The organism is Brevibacillus reuszeri, from assembly GCF_002897295.1.
Taxonomy (GTDB): Bacteria; Bacillota; Bacilli; order Brevibacillales; family Brevibacillaceae; genus Brevibacillus; species Brevibacillus reuszeri_A.
On the sequence record NZ_BEXF01000013.1, the window covers coordinates 129,480 to 149,327 of the forward strand.

Consider the following 19,848-nt stretch of genomic DNA (forward strand, 5'->3'; position numbering starts at 1 on the left):
CCTTATGAGTCAGGTGGGTTTACTTCACCCGGAAGTTTTTCTATAATAGGAAAGACTTACATACATAGCTTGAGGAGTGCAATGATTTGGCTGTACGCTACGAATTAATCAAAACATGCAAGCAAACAGGTGCACGTCTCGGTAAACTACATACTCCTCACGGGACCATTGACACCCCTGTCTTTATGCCAGTAGGCACACAGGCAACGGTGAAAACGATGAGTCCAGAGGAACTGAAAGCAATCGGAGCGGGCATTATTCTCAGCAACACGTATCATCTGTTTCTTCGTCCTGGGCATGAAATTGTCAGAGAAGCGGGCGGCCTGCACGGATTTATGAATTGGGACCGTGCCATTCTGACTGACTCTGGCGGATTTCAAGTATTTAGCTTGAGTAACCTGCGCAAGATCACGGAGGAAGGCGTTTCTTTCCGTTCTCACCTTAACGGTGAAAAGCTGTTCATTGGACCGGAAGAGGCTACACAGATTCAAAATGCCCTGGGTGCGGATATCTTTATGGCTTTTGATGAATGTGCTCCTTATCCGGCTGAGTACGATTATGTGAAGCAATCCATGGAGCGGACGACACGCTGGGCTGAGCGTTGCTTGAAGGCGCATTCACGCCCTAATGAGCAAGCGTTGTTCGGTATCGTCCAAGGTGGTATGTTTAACGATTTGCGTGCTCAAAGTGCCCGTGATCTCGTGTCTATGGATTTCCCTGGGTATGCCATTGGTGGACTCAGCGTAGGGGAACCGTTTTCCTTGATGTACGAGGTGCTGGAGCATACCGTACCGCTGCTTCCGACCAATAAGCCTCGCTATTTGATGGGGGTTGGCTCACCAGATGCACTGCTTGATGGGGCCATACGGGGAATCGATATGTTTGACTGCGTATTGCCAACTCGTATTGCGCGAAACGGGACATGCATGACAAGCCAGGGCAGATTGGTCATTCGCAATGCCAAATATGCTCGTGATTTTACTCCGCTCGACCCGAATTGCGATTGCTACACCTGCAAGAACTACACACGTGCTTACATCCGACATCTGGTCAAGTCGGAGGAAACCTTTGGCATCCGTCTAACTACCTACCACAATTTGTACTTTCTGGTGAAGCTGATGGAACAGGTGCGTCAGGCAATTGCCGAAGACCGCTTGCAAGATTTCCGAGACCAGTTTTTCGCTCAATATGGATTGGGTGAAGATAGATCTTTTTAATCGAGGGGGATTTTCATGGAAGGCTTAACAAATTTTTTACCGATTATCATCATGTTTGCGATTTTCTACTTCTTGCTGATTCGTCCGCAACAGAAAAAAGCCAAGCAACGTAACGCCATGCTCGCAGCTATCAAAAAGGGCGACAAAATCATTACAATCGGTGGTATGCACGGTACCATTCAAGAACTGACAGATGACTCGGTAACATTGCGTATTGCTCACAACGTAAATGTGACCTTTGATCGCGGCGCTATCAACAGTGTGGTTTCTGCAAGCAGCGAACCAGCAGCAAAAAGCGAGCCTGCAAAAATCGAAGAAGCAAAAGAAGAATCCAAATAATACAGGAAAGCAGGTGGGAATCTCCCGCCTGCTTTTTTTTCTGCCACAGCTCATTACCGCCGTGGTTTAATGCCTTTTGGCTTGTGACTGGAGTTGGCAGAGTTCACGCCCAGAATTCCCCCAATACCCGCGATTGCAAAGGCTGCAAGCAAATAAAGAAAGGTATTCCATTGCATCGGGGCATCAAAACCGAGGAAACCGATTAATATGACAAGAATAAAATAGGAGAGTCCGGTGAGTCCTCCATAATACCAGCCTTTGCCGCCGCATCGCCGTCCTGTTACAAAGCCTCCTGTCAAAAGACCTATGGCGTTGATGGCGTACGTAAAGTAAGGCAGAGAGCCTTCTCTCATGCTGGTAAAGCTCAGCAGTATGGTAGCCAGCAATGCTCCAATCAAGATGAGGCCAAGCGTATACAATAGTCCTGTCAGTACAGAGGTGGATGCACTCCGCACGTTTGTTACCCCCCTCACTGCTCAAGTGTTTGTACCATCTATATGAGAGGCTTGGCAGACGTATTCATCTTCGCGTTGAACATTGAGGGGAATTTTCGTATGATGGATGAGGAACAAGACGGGGGTGAGGAAAGATGATCAAAACCTACTTTTACAACCACTCAGAACAGAAGATGTTTCATGATGTTGATCTGGCAACAAAGGATCAATGGTTGAAATCGCCGGAGGACCTTCTCTGGATTGATCTGTATGATGTGGGCAACAATGAGCTTCCTTATATAGCCAAGATCTTCGACTTTCACCAACTGGCAATTGAGGACTGTCTGCACGTCAGCCCGCGAGCCAAAGTTGATAAGTACGACGACTATTATTTCTTCGTCTTTCACGCCCTGCGTTACAACGAGGAGAGCGACGATGAGATTACCACAGTAGAACTGAACGTGTTTCTCGGCCCGAATTATATCGTCACGATTCATAAATCCCCAATGAATACAATCGGACGGATCGCAGCTATGTGCCATCGTAATATTTCTTATTTAAATCGCGGTCCTGATTACCTGCTGTATGCCATTGTCGACGGGATTACAGATGAATACTTCCCGATCATTGATCGGATTAGTGTGCGGATTGACGAGCTTGAGGACGAGATTTATGAGCACCAGATGGAGGAAATTACAGAAGAATTCCTCGCGTTGAAGCGAACTATTATTTTGATTCGTCGCGTCATTATGCCGCAAAAACGAATTTTCGCCAACGTTAACGGTCGCTATTCGTTCGACATTTCCGAGGAAAACGTTCCGTTCTACAGTGACCTGACAGACCATTTGGAGAGGATTTCAGATTCAACAGAAACCTTCCGTGATCTGGTAAACGGTACACTGGATACGTACTACACGATTATTAGTGCGAAAACTACTGAGACGATGCGCGTACTGACCATCATTTCGACAATTATCCTGCCTTTGACATTTATCACAGGCTTGTTTGGAATGAATACCTTTGCCTGGTTAGGCGAGGAAGCAGAGCCCTATATGCTAGTAGTGGCACTCGTCATCATGCTCGGGATGACTTTTGCGATGCTCAAGATTTTTCGCAAGCGAAAGTGGCTGTAATTGGCGCTAATAGTTGGACGCCCCTTTGCTAAAGACTAGTAGTAAATGTTCTTTAGGGGGGCGTCGTGAAGTGGAAGAACTTTCAACAGTGTTGCTACGCACCCTTTTCTCGTATTTTTTTCTCCTGATCATTATGCGATTGATGGGGAAGCGCGAGTTGGGGAAGCTATCTGTTTTTGATGTTGTGATCTCGATTATGCTTGCAGAGATGGCCGCTATGGCAATTGAGGATGTTGACAAGCCGGCCATTCTTTATTACATACCCATGCTGCTGATCGGTTTGTTGGAAATCGGTCTGGCATATTTTGCCTTGAAAAGCAAGAAATTCCGCGACGTCGTGGCAGGGTCAGCGGACTTGATTATTGAAAACGGCGAAATCAGAGAGGATGCCATGCGGCGGAACCGGTTGAATATGGATGACCTCATGGTGCATTTGCGGCAAAAGGATGTAAAGAACATTGCGGACGTAGAATTTGCGGTTATGGAGCCTACTGGACAGATGAGTGTGTTTTTAAAGGAGCAGAAAGACACCGTAACACGTGAAGATATGGGGATCGCAGATAGCAAGCCTGTCAGTCCTGTTTTTTACAAAGGACTTCCGATTCCGCTCATTCTGGATGGCAAGGTACGAGAAGAGGCGCTGGGCAAAATTGGGCAAAATCAGCTTTGGTTAAAACGAGAGATTCGCAAATACGGGATCAAGGATATACGTGAGGTTTCGTTTTGCTCGATTGATGAACGGGGGATTATGTTTTTGGACAAAAAAGACAAGCCGCTGCAATAATGTCAGCGGCGTGGGAAAAATATGGCCAATTGCTCCCCGATCCACGGAATGCGGCGTACATCCTGCTTTCCGAGAACACGCATGGCGATTAAAAGAACCAGGTATAGAAGTAGGCTCGCCATCGTGCTGATGAAGAGCAGACGGCCGATTGAAGCTTCGATGAACCAGTGATTGGCAATGTACGAGCCGGAGTAGCCCATAGCCAGCATAGCTGCGCCGATTTTTCCGAACTCCCACAGATCGATCGTAAAGCCGATTTTTTTAATCAGGCTGGCAAAATGCAGCAGTGTTCCCAAAGTAATCCCGATGTTCATCGCAATCACTGCCCCGTGAATTCCGAAGGACGGATGAGCGGTAAACAAAAACATGGCTGCTGTTTTAACGATCGCGCTGATGAGGGTGTTGCGAAATACCACCTGAGCAAAGTCAAGTCCTTGCAGGGCTGCGGCGAGGGGAGCCTGGAAAAACAGAAAGACGGAGAACGGGGCAAGCTCTTTTAACAGTATACCTACCTCGGCGTACTGTTCCCCGTATAGAAGAGCACATAGCGGCTCTGCAAAAATGGTAAGCAAGACTGTGCACGGTGCTCCTATTACGAGTGTGATCCGCATTGCTTGATAAATGCGTCGATGCACGAGGGGAGCATTGTTTTGATACGCGGCTTCTGCGACGGCAGGAACCAGTGAAACGGACAAGGAATAGGTAAGGAAAGTCGGAAATAGCAGCAAAGGGACAGCCATCCCGGCAAACTGACCGTAGAGACCGGTAGCGGCAGCAGTCGTATATCCGGCGATGACAAGGGCGAGCGGCACCAGCATCGGCTCCAGAACATAGGCGATGGAGCCGATGACACGGCTTAGCGTCACAGGGAGCGCGACATGAATTAATTGGGCAATGCTCGCCTTGCTTTTGGACACTGCTAAAAATAACGGTCTTTCAAAAATTTGCGCGGCTGTTTTTTTACTGCCCTTTCGGTATTGCCACAGGATGTACAAAAGTCCTGCTGCTTCCCCAAAAATAATGCTGGCGACAGCTCCGGCTGTGGCATACTCGATCCCGGAAGAGAGAAAGGTGATGGTCATAATGACGACCAAAGCCATTCTGACTACTTGTTCCAATAGCTGAGACACAGCAGTGGGCACCATGTTCTGCTTTCCTTGGAAGTACCCGCGCAGCACCAAGGAAATACTCGCGATAGGTATGATCGGGATAGCTGCGAGCATAACGACATGGGCACGCTCGTCTGCAAATAGTGCTCCAGCAATCCAGTGCGAAAAGACAAAGAGCACGGTGCAGATAAGCAAGCTGATCCCACTGGCTATGGATAAAGCGAGTACCAGGAACTTACGGGTAAGACGAGGATTGTTTGCCGCTTCTGTTTCTGCCACTTGTTTGGAGATGGCTACTGGCAGGCCAAACGTTGTCACAGTAATCAGAAAGTACAAAAGGGGCACAACCATCTGGTAAAGTCCCATTCCTTCCGCACCGATGATGCGCGAAAGCACGATCCTGTGAGCAAAACCAAACACCTTCGTAATGCCACCAGCAATGATGAGGATGACCGTTCCGTAAAAGAATGACTGTCTCATGGAAGGCTCCTTTGCAACAATAAATTCACTCAGTAAAGAATATGGACGTGCCGCTGTCGGCATGACTACTTTGAGGGGGAAACAGAATGGATCAAGCGCAAAAGCAGGAATGGTATGGGCAAGTAGCTAGTCTTTGCCAGAGCAAAGCGGAGGAATTTGCGATACTTGGCTACGAAAATGTGACTGCCGAAGAGGTGTGGGAATGTGTGGCAAGCGGGTATAAGGAGATTCCTCCCTTGCACCGTCTCGTAAATGACATCCTGTCTCTAAAGCCGAATAAGTACATGAACTATTTGATGATTAAGATGTACAAAAACTCATAAACAAGGATAAAGAGATTTCATAGTGAAACTTTCTATTTGCCCATTCGTATACGATTGTTACGCAGCGTAGACAAGGGGTGGGTTACCATGGTACGTCTTTCCAGCAATAATTGACACGTTTTTTCATACTTCGCTATAATGGGCATATTGGTTTCTCGTCTAGGACGGGACCCTGTAAGGAAAGAGGGGTATTACTGCTATGATAAAATGGGGAAGATTCCTCCTGTTCCTGGTCGTTGTAGGACTTTTGGGCACACTCGTGTCAACTACGATCACACAGGTGGCAAAGAACATCACACTCGGTCTGGACCTGCAGGGCGGGTTTGAGATTCTTTACGAGGTAGAGCCTCTCGAGGCTGGGCACAACGTCGATATTGAGCTTTTGAAGTCAACTGCACACATGATTGAGAAGCGGATTAACATTGGTGGTGTGGTAGAGCCAGTAATCGCTACTGAGCTACCAAACCGGATTCGTGTACAAATCGCCTCACAATCGGCCGATCAGGACAAGCTTCGTGAATTGATCGGTAAACCTGCTTTGCTTACGTTCCGTGACGAAGCTGGCAAAATTCTTTTACAGGGAAGCGATTTGGCTCCCGGCGGGGCAGCTGTTGGATATGATGATCTGAAACGTCCATTGGTTACCTTGAAAATTTCAGATCCGAAAAAATTGGAAGACGTTACACGCGCCAACCTAGGAAAGCATATGGCTATCTTTTTGGATGAAAATATGCAAACCAACCCTACTATTCAAAGTGTAATCACAGGTGGCAACGCACAAATTACTGGTAACTACACGCAAGAATCTGCACAAGAGCTGGTTGACCTGTTGAATTCAGGGGCGATGCCTGCGAAGCTGATTGAGAAACAGGTAACATCTGTTGGAGCTTCACTTGGTGCATTGGCATTGCAAAAAACCATTTATGCAGGTTACATCGGTGCAGCATTGATTTTCGTGTTCATGCTGGTTGTGTACCGTATGCCTGGTATGATTGCTAACATCACATTGGCTGGCTTTACTTATTTCTGTATGGTCGTACTGGACTGGATGGATGCGACACTTACATTGCCAGGGATTGCTGGGTTTATCTTGGCTGTCGGTATTGCGGTTGACGCCAACATCATCACGTACGAGCGTATCCAAGAAGAGCTGCGTTCAGGTAAAACGGTTCTGTCTGCATTCCGTTCCGGTGAGCGTCGTTCCCTGATTACGATTATTGATGCCCACGTTACGACCCTGATTGCAACAGGCGTGTTGTTCTTCTTTGGGACAAGCTCTGTTCAAGGCTTTGCGGTCGTACTCGCTATGACGATTATTGTCAGTATCATTACCAACGTGTTTGGGTCTCGCTTCCTCCTGTGGCTGGTGGTCCGTGCCAACATGTTTAAAAAGCCGTTTTGGTTCGGAGTAAAGGAGAGTGAGATCGGTGAGCTTTAATCAAGAGAACACTGTCGTAAGATTTGACATCGTAAAGAATCGCCGGAAGTATTTTATCGGCTCTTCTGCGATCATTATTCTCGGCTTACTGTTTATGCTGTTCCAAGGTCTTCACTTGGGTGTAGACTTCAAAGCAGGGACGCGTCTGGACATCTTTGTGGGAAAAGAATTTAACACCGCAGATGTTGAAGCCGTGATTAAAGAACAAATTCCTGATGTTGCGTTTACAAAACTAACACCATATGGCCAAAACCAAGCATATACTCGTTTTGATCAAACGATTCCATCGGATACAATGATGAAGCTGGAAACTGCACTGAAGCAAAAGTTTGGAGACCAGGTGACAAAGCAGGTATCATCTGTTGACCCGACGATTGCCCGTGAAATGGTGAAAAAAGCGGCAATTGCTGTTGCGATTGCCTCGGTTGGTATCGTGATTTACATTGCCATTCGTTTCCAATGGCTTTTCGGGATTGCATGTGTGGCAGGACTTCTGCATGACGTATTTATCCCGATCGCGCTTTTCTCGGTATTAGGACTGGAAGTAGATATTACCTTTATTGCAGCGATCCTCACGATTTTGGGTTACTCCATTAACGATAAGATCGTAATTTTTGACCGGATTCGGGAAAACCTAAGAACGATGAAGTCCAAAACGATTCCAGAGCTTGAGCATTTGGTAAACGTTTCTCTCTGGCAAACGATGCGTCGTTCTATCTACACAGTAGCTACTGTATTTTTTACAGCTCTGGCTCTGGCCGTGCTGGGTAGTGAGAGCATTCGCAACTTCTCTCTGGCGCTATTGTTTGGTCTGGTGAGTGGTACCTATTCCTCCATCTTTATTGCCGCACAAATTTGGGTAAACTTGAAAGAGCGGAATATGTTGAAAAAGAAAAAAGAAAAAGAAGCGTAATTGGACGAAAGATAAAAGCCGCGGGGGTAGCTCTCCGCGGTTTTCTAACTTCACGAGGATATTCCATTAGGGAGGAACGACACATGGTGGATGAGCGTCTGGCCAAAGCACAGTTTGCTGCGTGGGTAGGGATTATCGGAAACATAGCGCTGGCAGGGGTTAAACTACTCATTGGTGTGGTAGCCAAATCCCAAGCGTTGATTGCGGATTCTATTCACTCGGCATCTGATGTGATTGGATCCGTCGCGGTCTTGATCGGATTACGTGCTGCAGAGCGTCCGCCAGACCAAGACCATCCATATGGTCATGGCAAAGCGGAGTCTGTTTCTGCGATTATCGTGTCCGTTCTACTTGCTGTCGTTGGATTTGAGATGGGTGTCACCTCGATCAAATCTCTTTTCGTTCCTTTGGAAGCACCAGGCTTTCTTGCGGTTTGGGCAGCAATCGGCTCCATGATTGTAAAAGAGTGGATGTACCGATACAAATACAATTTAGGTAAGAAGCTCAAGAGTCAATCATTGATGGCAAACGCACTGGAGCATCGCTCAGACGTCTTCTCGTCCTTCGCCGCATTGGTAGGGATTGGCGGAGCGATAGCAGGTGGATGGTTCGGTATTCCGTGGATGCTTTATTTAGACCCGGCCGCTGGTATTTTTGTCACTTTGCTTGTCTTGAAAATGGCGTACAGCATTTTGATGGAATCAATCCACAGTACACTTGACCACGTTTTGCATGAAGCTGATACGAAAGAGCTTCGCCAAGCTATTCTAGAAGTTTCTGGGGTCATGCGCATTGATTCTTTGCGTGCACGTGAGCATGGTCACTACCAGATTGTCGATGTGAAAATAGGTGTAGATCCGCAAATTACAGTAGAAGAAGGTCATACGATTGGGAAGCAAGTAAAGCATGAGCTGATGGAAAAATTTCCTGAAGTACGTGATGTTTTTGTCCACATCAATCCCTGAATGTGGCTAAGCGAGAGTCATTTGATAAAAGCTGTATGTTTTACGCAGTTGTCAGTCTCCTGCTCCATCCTCTATAATGAATGAGGATTGGAGGAACGCTCATGCTGAAAGCGAAAACTCGCTGGAAACTGGCCACGTACGATGAACAATTAGCTGCAACGATTGCAGATGAATGTCAGCTGACTCCGCTCGTATCCAAGCTGCTGGTCATTCGAGGTATTGAGTCATCGCAAAAGGCCCGAGATTTTCTTCAGGCAGGACCAGATTTATTTCATGATCCGTTCTTGCTAGATGGAATGGAACAAAGCGTGCGCCGTATTCAAAAGGCCATCCAAGATCGGGAGCCGATTTGTATTTACGGTGATTATGACGCGGATGGCGTAAGTTCTACATCACTCATGGTACATGTATTGCGCCAACTGGGCGCCGTGTTTGACTATTACATCCCAAACCGTTTTACCGAAGGGTATGGGTTACATAAAGACGCCTTGGCGCAGCTGCAGCAAAGCGGTTACAAGCTGATCATTACAGTAGATACCGGGATTAGTGCAGTCGAGCAGGTGGAGTATGCCAAACAGCTGGGTCTTGACGTAATTGTAACCGACCACCACGAACCTCCGGCAATCATCCCGGAGGCATTTGCTGTGATTAATCCAAAAAAACCTGGCTGTTCCTATCCGTTTGACATGCTGGCGGGAGTAGGGGTTGCTTTTAAACTAGGTCATGCTTTGCTCGGCGAGCCTCCTCTGCATCTGGCTGATCTGGCGGCTTTGGGTACGATTGCTGACCTGGTTCCGCTAGTTGACGAGAATCGGATTCTCGCGCGAGAGGGATTGAAGCGCTTGAATCACACGAGGAACCTTGGACTGCAAGCGTTGATCCGCGTCTGTGGGCTCTCGGACAGTGATCTGTCGGCAGGGCATGTAGGATTTGCTCTGGGACCGCGATTAAACGCGAGTGGGCGATTAGAGACAGCCGAATCAGCTGTCAAGCTGTTGACGACAGAGGACATGGATGAGGCAGAAGTATGTGCTCAGGCTCTGGACGATTTGAATCGCGATCGTCAGGATCTAGTTGCAGCCATGACCGAAGAAGCCGTGCAAATGGTAAGGGAGCTGTACCCGCCAGATGAGCACAATGTGCTGGTAGTGGCAAAGGAAGGGTGGAATGTAGGGGTCGTCGGAATTGTCGCCTCCAGGCTCGTGGAGACATTCTACCGACCTACCATCGTCCTCGGGATTGATCCGGAAAAAGGAACGGCGAAAGGCTCTGCTCGCAGCATTGCCGGCTTTGACATGTATGAAGCTTTGACGGAATGCAAGGAATGGCTGCCTCATTACGGCGGACATACGATGGCAGCAGGGATGACTTTGCCGGTTGAGAACCTTGATTTATTGCGCCAGAAACTGAATGAGCTCGCTGGTCAGTGGCTTTCTGCAGACGATTTTATCCCCTTGACCAAGGTGGATGTATCGATGGATATTACACAAATCAGTCTCGAATCAGTCGAACAGCTGGAGCAGCTTGCTCCGTATGGGATGGGAAATCCAACTCCTTTGGTAATGCTAGAGGATGTAGAGACTGCAGGGATGCGTACGATTGGGCGTGACGACAATCACTTGAAGTGCTCCTTGAGCAAATCTGGTACGATAGTCGATGCAATTGGCTTTAACTGGGCGCATGTGACGAAAAAGGTGACGCCAAAAGCACGCTTCCAAGTCTTGGGTGAGCTTTCCGTAAACGAATGGAACGGAAATCGCAAGCCGCAGCTAACGATTCGAGATTTGTCGGTGCCGCATCAACAAATTTTTGATTTGCGAGGAAGCCGTGACAAAGCGCAAAAGTGGCTGCAGCTCGCTACTGAACCAGGCTCTATAACTGTGCTGTTTCGAGAAGAGAGCTACGAGCTCTTGGCATCTTCGGCTACCGAAGAGCAAAGACAGACACTTTATTTATTTGGGCATGAAAATAGCGAAAGCGTTTTTACTTCTATCCAAAATGTCATTCTGTACGACCTGCCAAAACGTCGTGCTGATTTTGCTGCCATCCTTACCCAGATAAAAGAGGCAGAGCGGATATACTGCATGTTCGGCGATCCAGATTTGGGAATGGAGCGGCTTTCCTGTCCAGGACGTCAACATTTCAAGGAGCTGTACCAATTTTTCGTGCAGGTTCCTACCGTCAAGCATATTCATCTGGATGCTTTGGCACGCAAGCTAAAGTGGAAAAGACCCATGCTGGACGGCATGCTTGGAATTTTTCTGGAGCTTGAGTTTTTGGCAGAGGAGCCTGAGCAGTATCGTTTGCTGACTTCGACAGAAAAGCGGCCACTGGAAAGCTCTGCCCTCTATGCTGAATGGCAAGAGGAATCACAGCTGGCTACAGATTTATTACTTTCATCTTCAGAAGCATTGCTTCAATCGTTTCATCAGTTGGTGGAGCCTGCCACCGTTTAGGAGGAATTATTCAATGGATTTTAAACAATATATTCGTGTCATTCCTGATTACCCACAGCCTGGTATCCGTTTCAAGGATATTACCACCTTGTTGAAAGACGGTCCAGCCTATCGTGCTGCTATTCAAGAGCTGGCTGTGTTTGCTCGCGAAGTGCAAGCTGATGTGATTGCAGGTCCTGAAGCACGCGGTTTCGTAGTAGGTGCTCCACTTTCTTATGAGATGGGCATTGGTTTTGTTCCGATCCGCAAGTCGGGCAAACTGCCTTATGAGTCTATTAAGGCGGACTATGACTTGGAGTATGGTAAAGACGCATTGGCAGTGCACGTGGATGCGATTCAGCCAGGTCAACGTGTACTGATTGCAGATGATTTGCTGGCAACTGGTGGGACGATCGAAACCACAATCAACTTGATCGAACAATTAGGCGGTAAAGTAGTAGGTGCCGCTTTCCTGATCGAGCTGACCTACCTGGATGGCCGTCAAAAAATTGGGGATAGACCGATTAAATCCCTGATTCAATACTAATCGACGAGAAAAAGCGGGTGATATGCCCGTTTTTTTCTTTTTTCTTAGGCTGCACATACTTTACAGAGGAAAGCACCTTTACAATATGAACGACTTAAAAGATAATAGATGAAATACCATAGCCAAGTTTTCTTATTCGGATTAGCTCCATCAGAGCCCATGTTCTACCTGATGGTTCAGCAAGCTTGACGTTATGAAAAAATGCGCTTGCTAGCCATGTCCAGCCTTGATAGGGGCTTTATATCGTACAGGAGAGTTTGTGTACGTTTTCACTTTCTGAAACGACAACAAATCTTCCGCTAATACGCGGTAGCACCTCCGTGAAGAGGCCTCGAATGAGGCTTTTTTATACAGATAGGAATCTAAGTATTTCTATTTCGTATAAGTGCAACCGCGGCTGTTTGCCAAAGGGCAAAGCGTAGCCAGGTTTTCTAATGAGAGGATAAGGGAAGGGAACTATGATTACCGGCATTGATGAGGTAGTAAAAAAAGCAAGCACTTATTTATCCCAATCGGATTTGGACTTAATTACACGTGCTTATCAGCTTGCCCACAAAGCTCATGAGGGCCAAGTGAGAAAGTCTGGTGTGCCTTATATCATGCACCCGATTGCAGTAGCGGGTATCCTTGCCAATTTGCACATGGATGCGGTAACGATTGCAGCCGGTTTTTTGCACGATGTTGTAGAGGACACTGAGATTACGCTGGATCATCTCCGCGAGCAGTTTGGGCCTGACGTGGCTCTGCTGGTTGACGGAGTGACTAAGCTGGAAAAAATCAAGTATAAGTCAAAAGAAGAGCAGCTTGCCGAAAACCACCGCAAGATGCTGGTTGCCATGGCTCAGGATATTCGGGTCATTATGATCAAGCTGGCTGACCGTCTGCACAACATGCGGACTCTGCGGCATATGTCCGAAGAAAAACAGCGTGAGATATCTGACGAGACACTCGAAATCTTTGCCCCTCTCGCTCATCGACTGGGGATTGCTTCGGTTAAATGGGAGCTGGAGGATACCTCGCTTCGTTACTTGAACCCACAGCAATACTATCGAATCGTCAATCTGATGCAAAAGAAGCGGGTTGAGCGTGAAGCCTATTTGAATGAAGCCTCTGATACGATCAGGGAAAAGCTGGGCGAGCTGAACATTGAAGCGGAAATTTCGGGTCGACCGAAACATATATACAGCATCTTTAAAAAGATGACCAAGCAAAACAAACAGTTCAACGAGATTTATGATCTGCTGGCGCTACGGATTATCGTGAACGACATTCGCGATTGCTACGCCGTTTTGGGGATCGTGCACACGTTGTGGAAGCCGATGCCGGGCCGTTTCAAAGACTATATCGCCATGCCGAAGACAAATATGTACCAGTCCCTGCATACGACCGTAATCGGACCAAAGGGAGAACCGTTGGAAGTGCAGATCCGCACGTGGGATATGCACCAGACAGCGGAGATCGGGATTGCGGCTCACTGGGCATATAAAGAAGGTCAAAGCGTCGTGCAAGGGTCTTTTGCCGAAAAGCTGGGCAGCTTGCGCGAAATTATTGAGGGCGGTTCTGAGGAAGCTCCCAATGCTCAGGAATTCATGGAGAGCCTCAAGCAGGATTTGTTCTCGGATACTGTATTTGTGTTTACGCCAAAAGGAGACGTGGTCGAGCTGCCAAAAGGCTCAGTACCTCTCGACTTCTCCTATCGCATTCACTCCGCAGTCGGGAATAGAACAATTGGTGCGAAAGTAAATGGCAAGATTGTTCCGCTCGATTACGCGATGAAAACGGGCGATATTATCGAAATTCTGACCTCGAAGCATTCGTACGGACCAAGTCAAGACTGGCTGAAAATGGCCAAGTCAGCACATGCCCGCAACAAAATTAAACAATGGTTTAAAAAGGAAAAGCGGGAAGAAAACGTTGCAAAAGGTCAGCAAATGGTGGAAACGGAGGTCAAGGCACGCAGCTTTGAAGTGAAGGAAGCCATGACCGATGCCAACCTAAAGGAAGCCGCAGCTCGCTTTAATTTCCAAGGGGCAGAAGACATGTTTGCTGCTGTGGGATACGGCGGAATTACAGCATCACAGATTGCCACACGCTTGGTTGACAAGCTGCGGCGAGAGCGCGAAGAGCAGAATCCAACGATCCCAGAGGTAAAGCCGAATCCAGCGCATCAGGCCAAAAGTGAATCAGGGGTCAAGGTTCGCGGCGTAGACAATCTCTTAGTACGTATTTCCCGTTGCTGTACGCCTGTCCCAGGTGACCAGATCATCGGCTTTATTACACGAGGCCGTGGAGTTTCGGTGCATCGTCTTGACTGTCCGAATGTGCTTGCGGACGAATGCTCGGAGAGATTGATCGATGTCGAGTGGGACACGGACTTCAAGCACAATTTCAATGTGGAAATCGAGATTACGGGCAACGATAGGAGCGGGCTTTTAAACGACGTCCTGCAGGTTGTAGCTGAGACCAAAACAAACATTGCTGCCGTCAGCGGCAAAGCGGATAAAAACCGGGTTGCGACCATTCACATGACGATTTCGATCAGCAACGTGGATCATTTGCTAAAGGTAGTGGAGCGTATCAAGCGCATCAAAGATATTTATTCGGTTCGCCGGATACTGAGCACCTGATCCTTATGTGGATTGGGTGTTCTTGTTTTCAGTCGTTTCAGTCGCAGGCATGATAGGAGGATAATCATTCATGAGAGTAGTTGTACAGCGATCCAAAGAGGCAAGTGTAACAGTAGCAGGCGAGGTAGTTGGACAAATTCCCCACGGCTTGATGCTGCTGGTAGGAATAACACATGAGGACAGCGAAAAGGACATTGAGTTCGTCGCGGACAAGATCGCCAATCTGCGTATTTTTGAAGATGAAGAAGGAAAAATGAATCATTCCGTTTTGGAAACGGGTGGTCAAATTTTGTCTGTATCTCAATTCACGCTCTACGGTGATTGCCGGAAAGGGAGACGACCTAACTTCATGGCGGCAGCACGTCCGGAACAAGCTGAGCCACTGTACGAGCTGTTCAACAAGAAGCTGCGTGAAAAAGGGCTGCATGTGGAAACAGGACGTTTCGGAGCGATGATGGATGTTGCCCTGACAAATGTTGGACCCGTCACATTGATTGTAGAGTCGTAATGAATCACGTCAATTAGGGGGTGGAGAATGTCATGCGTGCATTGGTGGTCGGCGCGAGTGGGATGTTGACAGAAGTGGCACGTTGGCTAGCGGAGCAGGGCTATCAAGTAATCGTGGTCGGGAGAGATCGAGCCAAGCTTGAGCGAGTACGAGATGGTTCTCGTTACCCGCATTTATTTACGTTGCTTTCTCTCGATTACGGACAGACTGATCAACTGCGTGAGGCGATGGAACAACTGATTGTAGAGCAAGGGCATATAGAGCTGATAGTAGCTTGGATACATAGTACAGCTCCAGAGGCCCTATCAACCATCCAACAAGTACTATCCCGTCCGAAAAAGACGTGGAACCTCTATCACGTATGCGGAAGCCGAGCGTGGATAAAACCTCCGCTTGTACAAGAATTCGCGGGCTGCAGCTATCATCGCATTATTCTGGGGTTCGTTTGCGAGGAAAAAGGCTCACGCTGGCTGACCAACGAGGAGATTGCACAGGGAGTCATCTCCGCCATCCAGTCAAAAGAGCCGCAAACCATCGTGGGTAGTGTGGAGCCTTGGGAAAAGCGCCCTACATAATTGATTGTCCGTTTGTTGTTAGCAAAAATAACCCCCAGTAGTAAGCACATACCATAGTAATGGTCGTGATGTTTCTACTGGGGGTTTTGTATTTCATTTCATAGGAGCAAAATTAGCCGCCCTGTGGGTTTAACGAATTGAAGTACTGAATAATCCCTTTGTATAAGCCCTCGGCAGCTAAATCCTGCTGTTTCTCTGAGCGAACCCGTATCTCATCATTGTAGTTGGAGAGGAATCCAATCTCCGCCAAAATCGATGGGACGGAGTTTTCCCGAAGGACAAAATAGTCGCCAAAGCGGGATTGCAAGTCTTTGTAGCTCGTTGCTTTGACAAGCTCATTTTGAACCAGGGAAGCGAGCTTGCTGGAGTTGCCCTGGTTATAGAAAAAGACGATAGAGCCATTTGTCGCTGTGTTTGGATGCGTATTGTGGTGAACGCTGACAAATATATCGGCCTTGTTGTTAACTGCCACATCTACGCGTTGCTGCAGCGTCAACTTGCGGTCGTCAGCGCGAGTCATAATGACGTTTGCTCCCGAAGACTGCAGCTTGTTTCTGAGCAAGAGAGCGACCTGCAGGTTCACTGTTTTTTCCAAAGTAGAGAAGCTGGAGCCAGTTGCACCATTGTCGTTACCACCGTGGCCTGCATCGACAACGATGATTTTTCCGACGAGCTCATTGCCACGGATAACAGCAGGTACACCACTTGCTGAAACGAGCCAACCAGCGATATATCCAGAAGAGCCGTCTGTGAACTTGACTTGGAACCATTCTCCTTCTTTGCCCGCAATGCTATATTTCTCGCCTGGTTGCACCCGCTTGATGATTTCATGCTCGGTACTAGGGCCAGATCGTACATTCGTATCTGGATTGACGATTGTGACATACGGACCGCTTGGTGTCGGCATAGTCGGCTGCGATACGCTGATCAGCCAGCCTGCGACCCAGCCTGTTTGTCCTGCTGGTGTCTGGACGCGGTACCAGTCGCCCTGCTTCTCCAACACAGTTAGACTACTGCCGACTGCGAGTGTGGCCAAAATCGAGCTTGACGTATTGGCTTCGCTGCGCAAATTCAGTCCATCTGTTTGCACGGTAGCTGTTTGTTTGGCCGGAGTAGTTGTTGAAGGCTGTCCCGGTTGTGCTCCCGAATTGATATCTGTCGGTGGTGTGCCAGGATCAAGCTCTGCGTTTGGATTCGGTGCTTGTTCGGTTGTGAACCATGCGTTTACGCCATCGTATGGGAACTGAATCCAACCGTTTTGCTGTGTGATGACCTTTACTGTTTCCCCCGCATGGAGCTGTCCGATAGCGGGAGTAGTGGAATCTGGTGTTGCGTAAACATAGGGTGCGTACTGCAGCGTCAAACTGGCACCTTGCACCGCGGGTGGCTTGGCTGCCTGAGTTCCGCCAGTGGATGGGGCAGTGGTTGTTGTACCGCCGCCAGATGGAGTAGTCGGAGGCTTGGATACTTGTCCGGACGAGCTTTCCTTAACTAACCAGGACGCTACCCAGCCTTTGCTTTGGGCAGTGAGCTGGATTTGAATCCATTCTCCGTTTTTCTGTACGATGTTGTAGCGAGTGCCAGGGTTGATGGTTCCTACAACCGCATTCGTTTGTCCGGGACCAGAGCGTACATTGAGATTGGTGGTCGTGCTCTCCACTTGAGCGGTAGGAGCAGTTGCTTGCTGCTGCGTCGTTACAAGCCAGTTTGCGACCCAGCCTGTTTGACCATTTGGCAGCTTCACTTGAACCCAATCATTTTTGGTGGAGACCACAGGCAATACAGTCTTGTTCGGCAGAGTGGTGACGACAGTGTCCTGAAGGCTTGGACCTGAACGGACATTGAGCTTGTCCACGGTAACCTGAACAGAACCGGCGGCCCAAGCTGTAGAGACGGGGATGGAGATGGCGCAAAGAACAGTCAGGAGGGTCCTCAGGATCTTTTGACGAACAAACACGATAGACATCCTTTCACTTTAATTTCCTCATGCGAACCAAAATATGTCTTACATGTTTTTGGCAAAGTAATCACTTCTCCCTATATCCTGCTTTTTCCTGCATCATCCGACAAAGTTCCTCACTATTTTCCAGATTGCTTTTCCCAGTTGAAGGCAATAATAGAAACAGTAGATAGAGCATTCAGGAGGAATTTTGCGTGAGGCAGTCTAACAAAGAAACCTTTGCACAAGAAGTGAATCGAAAATTTTTCTCGGTCGATTTTCATGATTTTTTAGAAAAGGACGCTTCCCTAAACGATGTGGAGATGTCAAAGGAATTTACACCAAGTGTCCGAGATGTTCAGCATTTGCGCAAAAAACGGAAGTGATGGAAGAGCTTGCTTGCTGTCGTGCTACTTGAAAGGTTGACCGCGACTGTCGCTGTCAGCTAAGATGAAGAGTGGCATTTTGATAAAGCAGGTGAACTTCATGATACAGATAACATGCGTAGGACACGCATTTGAGCGGGAGCTTTCGTTGATTCTCGCCTTGTTTTACGAAGATCCACAGCTCGTCTTTGTTCCTGAATGGACAAACGAAGCTGATTTGAAAATAAAGCTGACTCTGATGGTGCAAGACGATGGCGTTGTGGCGACAGGTGAGCTGTTTGACGGCAGTAAGCGTTTGACTCATCAAGTAAATCGGGCATATGTGGCTCGAGATGAAAAAGCGATGCGCAAAACAGCCAAGCAGGCACTTTGCTATGCGCTCTTGTTGATGCTAGAGGAATATACAGGCATTGAGCAAGGCTGGGGCATTTTGACTGGGATACGCCCAACCAAGCTGCTTCATCAACTAAACGCTGCGGGTGTCCAAAGAGAGGATGCCCATCGCCGCCTTCAGCAGGATGTGATTTTGCGTCCTTACAAGCTAAAGCTGCTGCAAGAGATTGTCGACAAGCAGCTTGCAGTCGTACCGGATTTGTATCAGATTGACCGCGAGCTATCTGTCTATATTGGCATTCCTTTTTGTCCGACGAAGTGTGCGTACTGTACGTTTCCTGCGTACGCCATTCGAAGCCATACTGCGTCCGTAAATCCGTTTTTGGAGGGACTGCATTACGAGATCGAGCATATGGGCAAGTGGCTGCGGGAAAATAACCAGCGAATAACATCCATTTATTTTGGTGGTGGGACACCAACGAGTATCACTGCCGATGATATGAACCGATTGTTCGAAACGATGCACGAAGCATTCCCTCACATGGCTGATGTGCGCGAATTGACCGTAGAAGCAGGACGACCCGACACCATCACCAGGGAAAAGCTGGACGTGATGAAGCGGTGGGAGGTAGATCGCATTAGCATCAACCCTCAATCGTTTACGCAGGAAACTTTGCAAGCGATCGGTCGCCACCATACTGTCGAGGAGACAATCGAGAAGTATCATTTGGCCATGGAGATGGGTCTTTCCAATATCAATATGGATTTGATCATCGGTCTCCCCAATGAAGGTGTGGCAGAGCTTGCGCATAGCCTTCAAGAGGTGGAAAAGCTGATGCCAGCATCACTTACCGTTCATACGCTTTCGTTCAAGCGGGCTTCGGAAATGACACAGAACAAAGAGCGTTACAAGGTAGCCAGCCGCGAGGAGATCAGCAAGATGATGGACATGGCGTCGGCTTGGACAGCTGCCAACGGCTATGATCCGTACTACCTGTATCGCCAAAAAAACATCTTGGGTAACCTGGAGAATGTAGGTTATTCGAAGCCCGGGCAGGAAAGCATCTACAACATCATGATCATGGAAGAGGTTCAAACGATTTTGGGGCTGGGCTGTGGAGCAGTCTCCAAGCTGATGGCACCGGGAAGCGGCAAGCTGTCGCGTTTTCCGAATCCGAAGGACCCAAAGACATATAACGACACGTACAAGGTGCTCGTGGAAAATAAGCTACGTGATTTGGATGAAATCTATTTCGGAAAACAGACGGTTTCACAGGATCAGTAATTCCGGTATAAAAAAAGTTTTATGGAGCGCCTGTTGACGCGTGCCTGTTGGTTTGCTATGATTCACAATAAGCTTTTT

18 protein-coding genes are annotated in these 19,848 nt (G+C 48.0%); 15 read left to right on the forward strand and 3 right to left on the reverse strand.

The genetic code is table 11. The features are described 5' to 3' along the window. The first annotated feature begins 86 nt into the window (after window positions 1-86). Entirely contained in the window at window positions 87-1,217 is a 1,131-nt protein-coding gene (gene tgt, locus C3B52_RS20685) for a tRNA guanosine(34) transglycosylase Tgt (protein ID WP_103108293.1), read from the forward strand. A gap of 15 nt (window positions 1,218-1,232) precedes the next feature. Further along, window positions 1,233-1,556, forward strand: a complete 324-nt coding sequence (gene yajC, locus C3B52_RS20690) for a preprotein translocase subunit YajC (protein WP_103108294.1) — start codon at window positions 1,233-1,235, stop codon at window positions 1,554-1,556. A 53-nt stretch (window positions 1,557-1,609) separates the two neighbouring features. On the opposite strand, the gene C3B52_RS20695 is transcribed toward yajC, so the two are convergent. Next, the gene (locus C3B52_RS20695; protein WP_103108295.1) at window positions 1,610-2,011 is read right to left on the reverse strand and encodes a TIGR04086 family membrane protein; all 402 of its coding nucleotides are present in this window, start codon (window positions 2,009-2,011) and stop codon (window positions 1,610-1,612) included. Between the two features lie 134 nt (window positions 2,012-2,145). Here C3B52_RS20695 and corA point away from each other — a divergent pair, with 134 nt between their 5' ends. Together corA and C3B52_RS20705 are read left to right on the forward strand one after the other, a co-directional pair. Then, window positions 2,146-3,123, forward strand: a complete 978-nt coding sequence (gene corA, locus C3B52_RS20700; RefSeq protein WP_103108296.1) for a magnesium/cobalt transporter CorA — start codon at window positions 2,146-2,148, stop codon at window positions 3,121-3,123. Window positions 3,124-3,193: 70 nt separating this feature from the next. Further along, a complete protein-coding gene (locus tag C3B52_RS20705) occupies window positions 3,194-3,907 on the forward strand; it encodes a DUF421 domain-containing protein (protein ID WP_103108297.1) in 714 nt (237 codons plus the stop codon). Between the two features lie 2 nt (window positions 3,908-3,909). On the opposite strand, the gene spoVB is transcribed toward C3B52_RS20705, so the two are convergent. Next, window positions 3,910-5,496 carry a stage V sporulation protein B gene (gene spoVB / locus C3B52_RS20710; RefSeq protein WP_103108298.1) on the reverse strand — a complete coding sequence of 529 codons (1,587 nt, stop codon included), beginning with the start codon at window positions 5,494-5,496 and terminating at the stop codon, window positions 3,910-3,912. An 86-nt stretch (window positions 5,497-5,582) separates the two neighbouring features. Here spoVB and C3B52_RS20715 point away from each other — a divergent pair, with 86 nt between their 5' ends. The 9 genes from C3B52_RS20715 to C3B52_RS20755 all read left to right on the forward strand — a co-directional run bounded on the left by C3B52_RS20715 (window position 5,583) and on the right by C3B52_RS20755 (window position 15,827). After that, the gene (locus C3B52_RS20715; RefSeq protein ID WP_103108299.1) at window positions 5,583-5,819 is read left to right on the forward strand and encodes a post-transcriptional regulator; all 237 of its coding nucleotides are present in this window, start codon (window positions 5,583-5,585) and stop codon (window positions 5,817-5,819) included. Window positions 5,820-6,018: 199 nt separating this feature from the next. Next, the gene (gene secD, locus C3B52_RS20720) at window positions 6,019-7,257 is read left to right on the forward strand and encodes a protein translocase subunit SecD (protein WP_103108300.1); all 1,239 of its coding nucleotides are present in this window, start codon (window positions 6,019-6,021) and stop codon (window positions 7,255-7,257) included. After that, window positions 7,247-8,170: a protein translocase subunit SecF gene (gene secF / locus C3B52_RS20725; RefSeq protein WP_103108301.1), complete on the forward strand. Its 924-nt coding sequence runs from the start codon at window positions 7,247-7,249 to the stop codon at window positions 8,168-8,170. Before secD ends, secF begins: the two co-directional genes overlap by 11 nt. Window positions 8,171-8,253: 83 nt before the next feature. Continuing rightward, window positions 8,254-9,135 (forward strand): cation diffusion facilitator family transporter, encoded by an 882-nt coding sequence (locus tag C3B52_RS20730; protein WP_103108302.1) that lies wholly within the window; start codon window positions 8,254-8,256, stop codon window positions 9,133-9,135. Window positions 9,136-9,236: 101 nt separating this feature from the next. After that, window positions 9,237-11,591 carry a single-stranded-DNA-specific exonuclease RecJ gene (gene recJ / locus C3B52_RS20735; RefSeq protein WP_103108303.1) on the forward strand — a complete coding sequence of 785 codons (2,355 nt, stop codon included), beginning with the start codon at window positions 9,237-9,239 and terminating at the stop codon, window positions 11,589-11,591. A gap of 13 nt (window positions 11,592-11,604) precedes the next feature. Beyond that, window positions 11,605-12,117: an adenine phosphoribosyltransferase gene (locus C3B52_RS20740; protein WP_103108304.1), complete on the forward strand. Its 513-nt coding sequence runs from the start codon at window positions 11,605-11,607 to the stop codon at window positions 12,115-12,117. Between the two features lie 458 nt (window positions 12,118-12,575). Further along, a complete protein-coding gene (locus C3B52_RS20745) occupies window positions 12,576-14,744 on the forward strand; it encodes a RelA/SpoT family protein (protein WP_103108305.1) in 2,169 nt (722 codons plus the stop codon). A gap of 70 nt (window positions 14,745-14,814) precedes the next feature. Next, complete coding sequence (gene dtd / locus C3B52_RS20750) at window positions 14,815-15,252, forward strand: D-aminoacyl-tRNA deacylase (RefSeq protein WP_103108306.1); 438 nt, start codon at window positions 14,815-14,817, stop codon at window positions 15,250-15,252. A 32-nt stretch (window positions 15,253-15,284) separates the two neighbouring features. Then, window positions 15,285-15,827 (forward strand): short-chain dehydrogenase, encoded by a 543-nt coding sequence (locus C3B52_RS20755; RefSeq protein ID WP_103108307.1) that lies wholly within the window; start codon window positions 15,285-15,287, stop codon window positions 15,825-15,827. A gap of 112 nt (window positions 15,828-15,939) precedes the next feature. Here C3B52_RS20755 and C3B52_RS20760 read toward each other — a convergent pair whose 3' ends face one another. After that, a complete protein-coding gene (locus C3B52_RS20760) occupies window positions 15,940-17,793 on the reverse strand; it encodes an SH3 domain-containing protein (RefSeq protein ID WP_103108308.1) in 1,854 nt (617 codons plus the stop codon). 188 nt (window positions 17,794-17,981) lie between these two features. Here C3B52_RS20760 and C3B52_RS36550 point away from each other — a divergent pair, with 188 nt between their 5' ends. After that, entirely contained in the window at window positions 17,982-18,152 is a 171-nt protein-coding gene (locus C3B52_RS36550; RefSeq protein ID WP_164684842.1) for a hypothetical protein, read from the forward strand. Window positions 18,153-18,252: 100 nt separating this feature from the next. Next, the gene (locus tag C3B52_RS20765; RefSeq protein ID WP_103108309.1) at window positions 18,253-19,770 is read left to right on the forward strand and encodes a coproporphyrinogen III oxidase; all 1,518 of its coding nucleotides are present in this window, start codon (window positions 18,253-18,255) and stop codon (window positions 19,768-19,770) included. The last annotated feature ends 78 nt before the right edge of the window (window positions 19,771-19,848 follow it).

What these genes read in the sequence shown, in the direction of transcription:
- yajC (WP_103108294.1), top strand. Translation starts at nt 1,233, where the DNA reads ATGGAAGGCTTAACAAATTTTTTACCGATTATCATCATGTTTGCGATT.
- corA (WP_103108296.1), top strand. Translation starts at nt 2,146, where the DNA reads ATGATCAAAACCTACTTTTACAACCACTCAGAACAGAAGATGTTTCAT.
- spoVB (WP_103108298.1), bottom strand. Translation starts at nt 5,496, where the DNA reads ATGAGACAGTCATTCTTTTACGGAACGGTCATCCTCATCATTGCTGGT.
- C3B52_RS20715 (WP_103108299.1), top strand. Translation starts at nt 5,583, where the DNA reads ATGGATCAAGCGCAAAAGCAGGAATGGTATGGGCAAGTAGCTAGTCTT.
- secD (WP_103108300.1), top strand. Translation starts at nt 6,019, where the DNA reads ATGATAAAATGGGGAAGATTCCTCCTGTTCCTGGTCGTTGTAGGACTT.
- C3B52_RS20730 (WP_103108302.1), top strand. Translation starts at nt 8,254, where the DNA reads ATGGTGGATGAGCGTCTGGCCAAAGCACAGTTTGCTGCGTGGGTAGGG.
- recJ (WP_103108303.1), top strand. Translation starts at nt 9,237, where the DNA reads ATGCTGAAAGCGAAAACTCGCTGGAAACTGGCCACGTACGATGAACAA.
- C3B52_RS20740 (WP_103108304.1), top strand. Translation starts at nt 11,605, where the DNA reads ATGGATTTTAAACAATATATTCGTGTCATTCCTGATTACCCACAGCCT.
- C3B52_RS20745 (WP_103108305.1), top strand. Translation starts at nt 12,576, where the DNA reads ATGATTACCGGCATTGATGAGGTAGTAAAAAAAGCAAGCACTTATTTA.
- dtd (WP_103108306.1), top strand. Translation starts at nt 14,815, where the DNA reads ATGAGAGTAGTTGTACAGCGATCCAAAGAGGCAAGTGTAACAGTAGCA.
- C3B52_RS20755 (WP_103108307.1), top strand. Translation starts at nt 15,285, where the DNA reads ATGCGTGCATTGGTGGTCGGCGCGAGTGGGATGTTGACAGAAGTGGCA.
- C3B52_RS20760 (WP_103108308.1), bottom strand. Translation starts at nt 17,793, where the DNA reads ATGTCTATCGTGTTTGTTCGTCAAAAGATCCTGAGGACCCTCCTGACT.
- C3B52_RS20765 (WP_103108309.1), top strand. Translation starts at nt 18,253, where the DNA reads ATGATACAGATAACATGCGTAGGACACGCATTTGAGCGGGAGCTTTCG.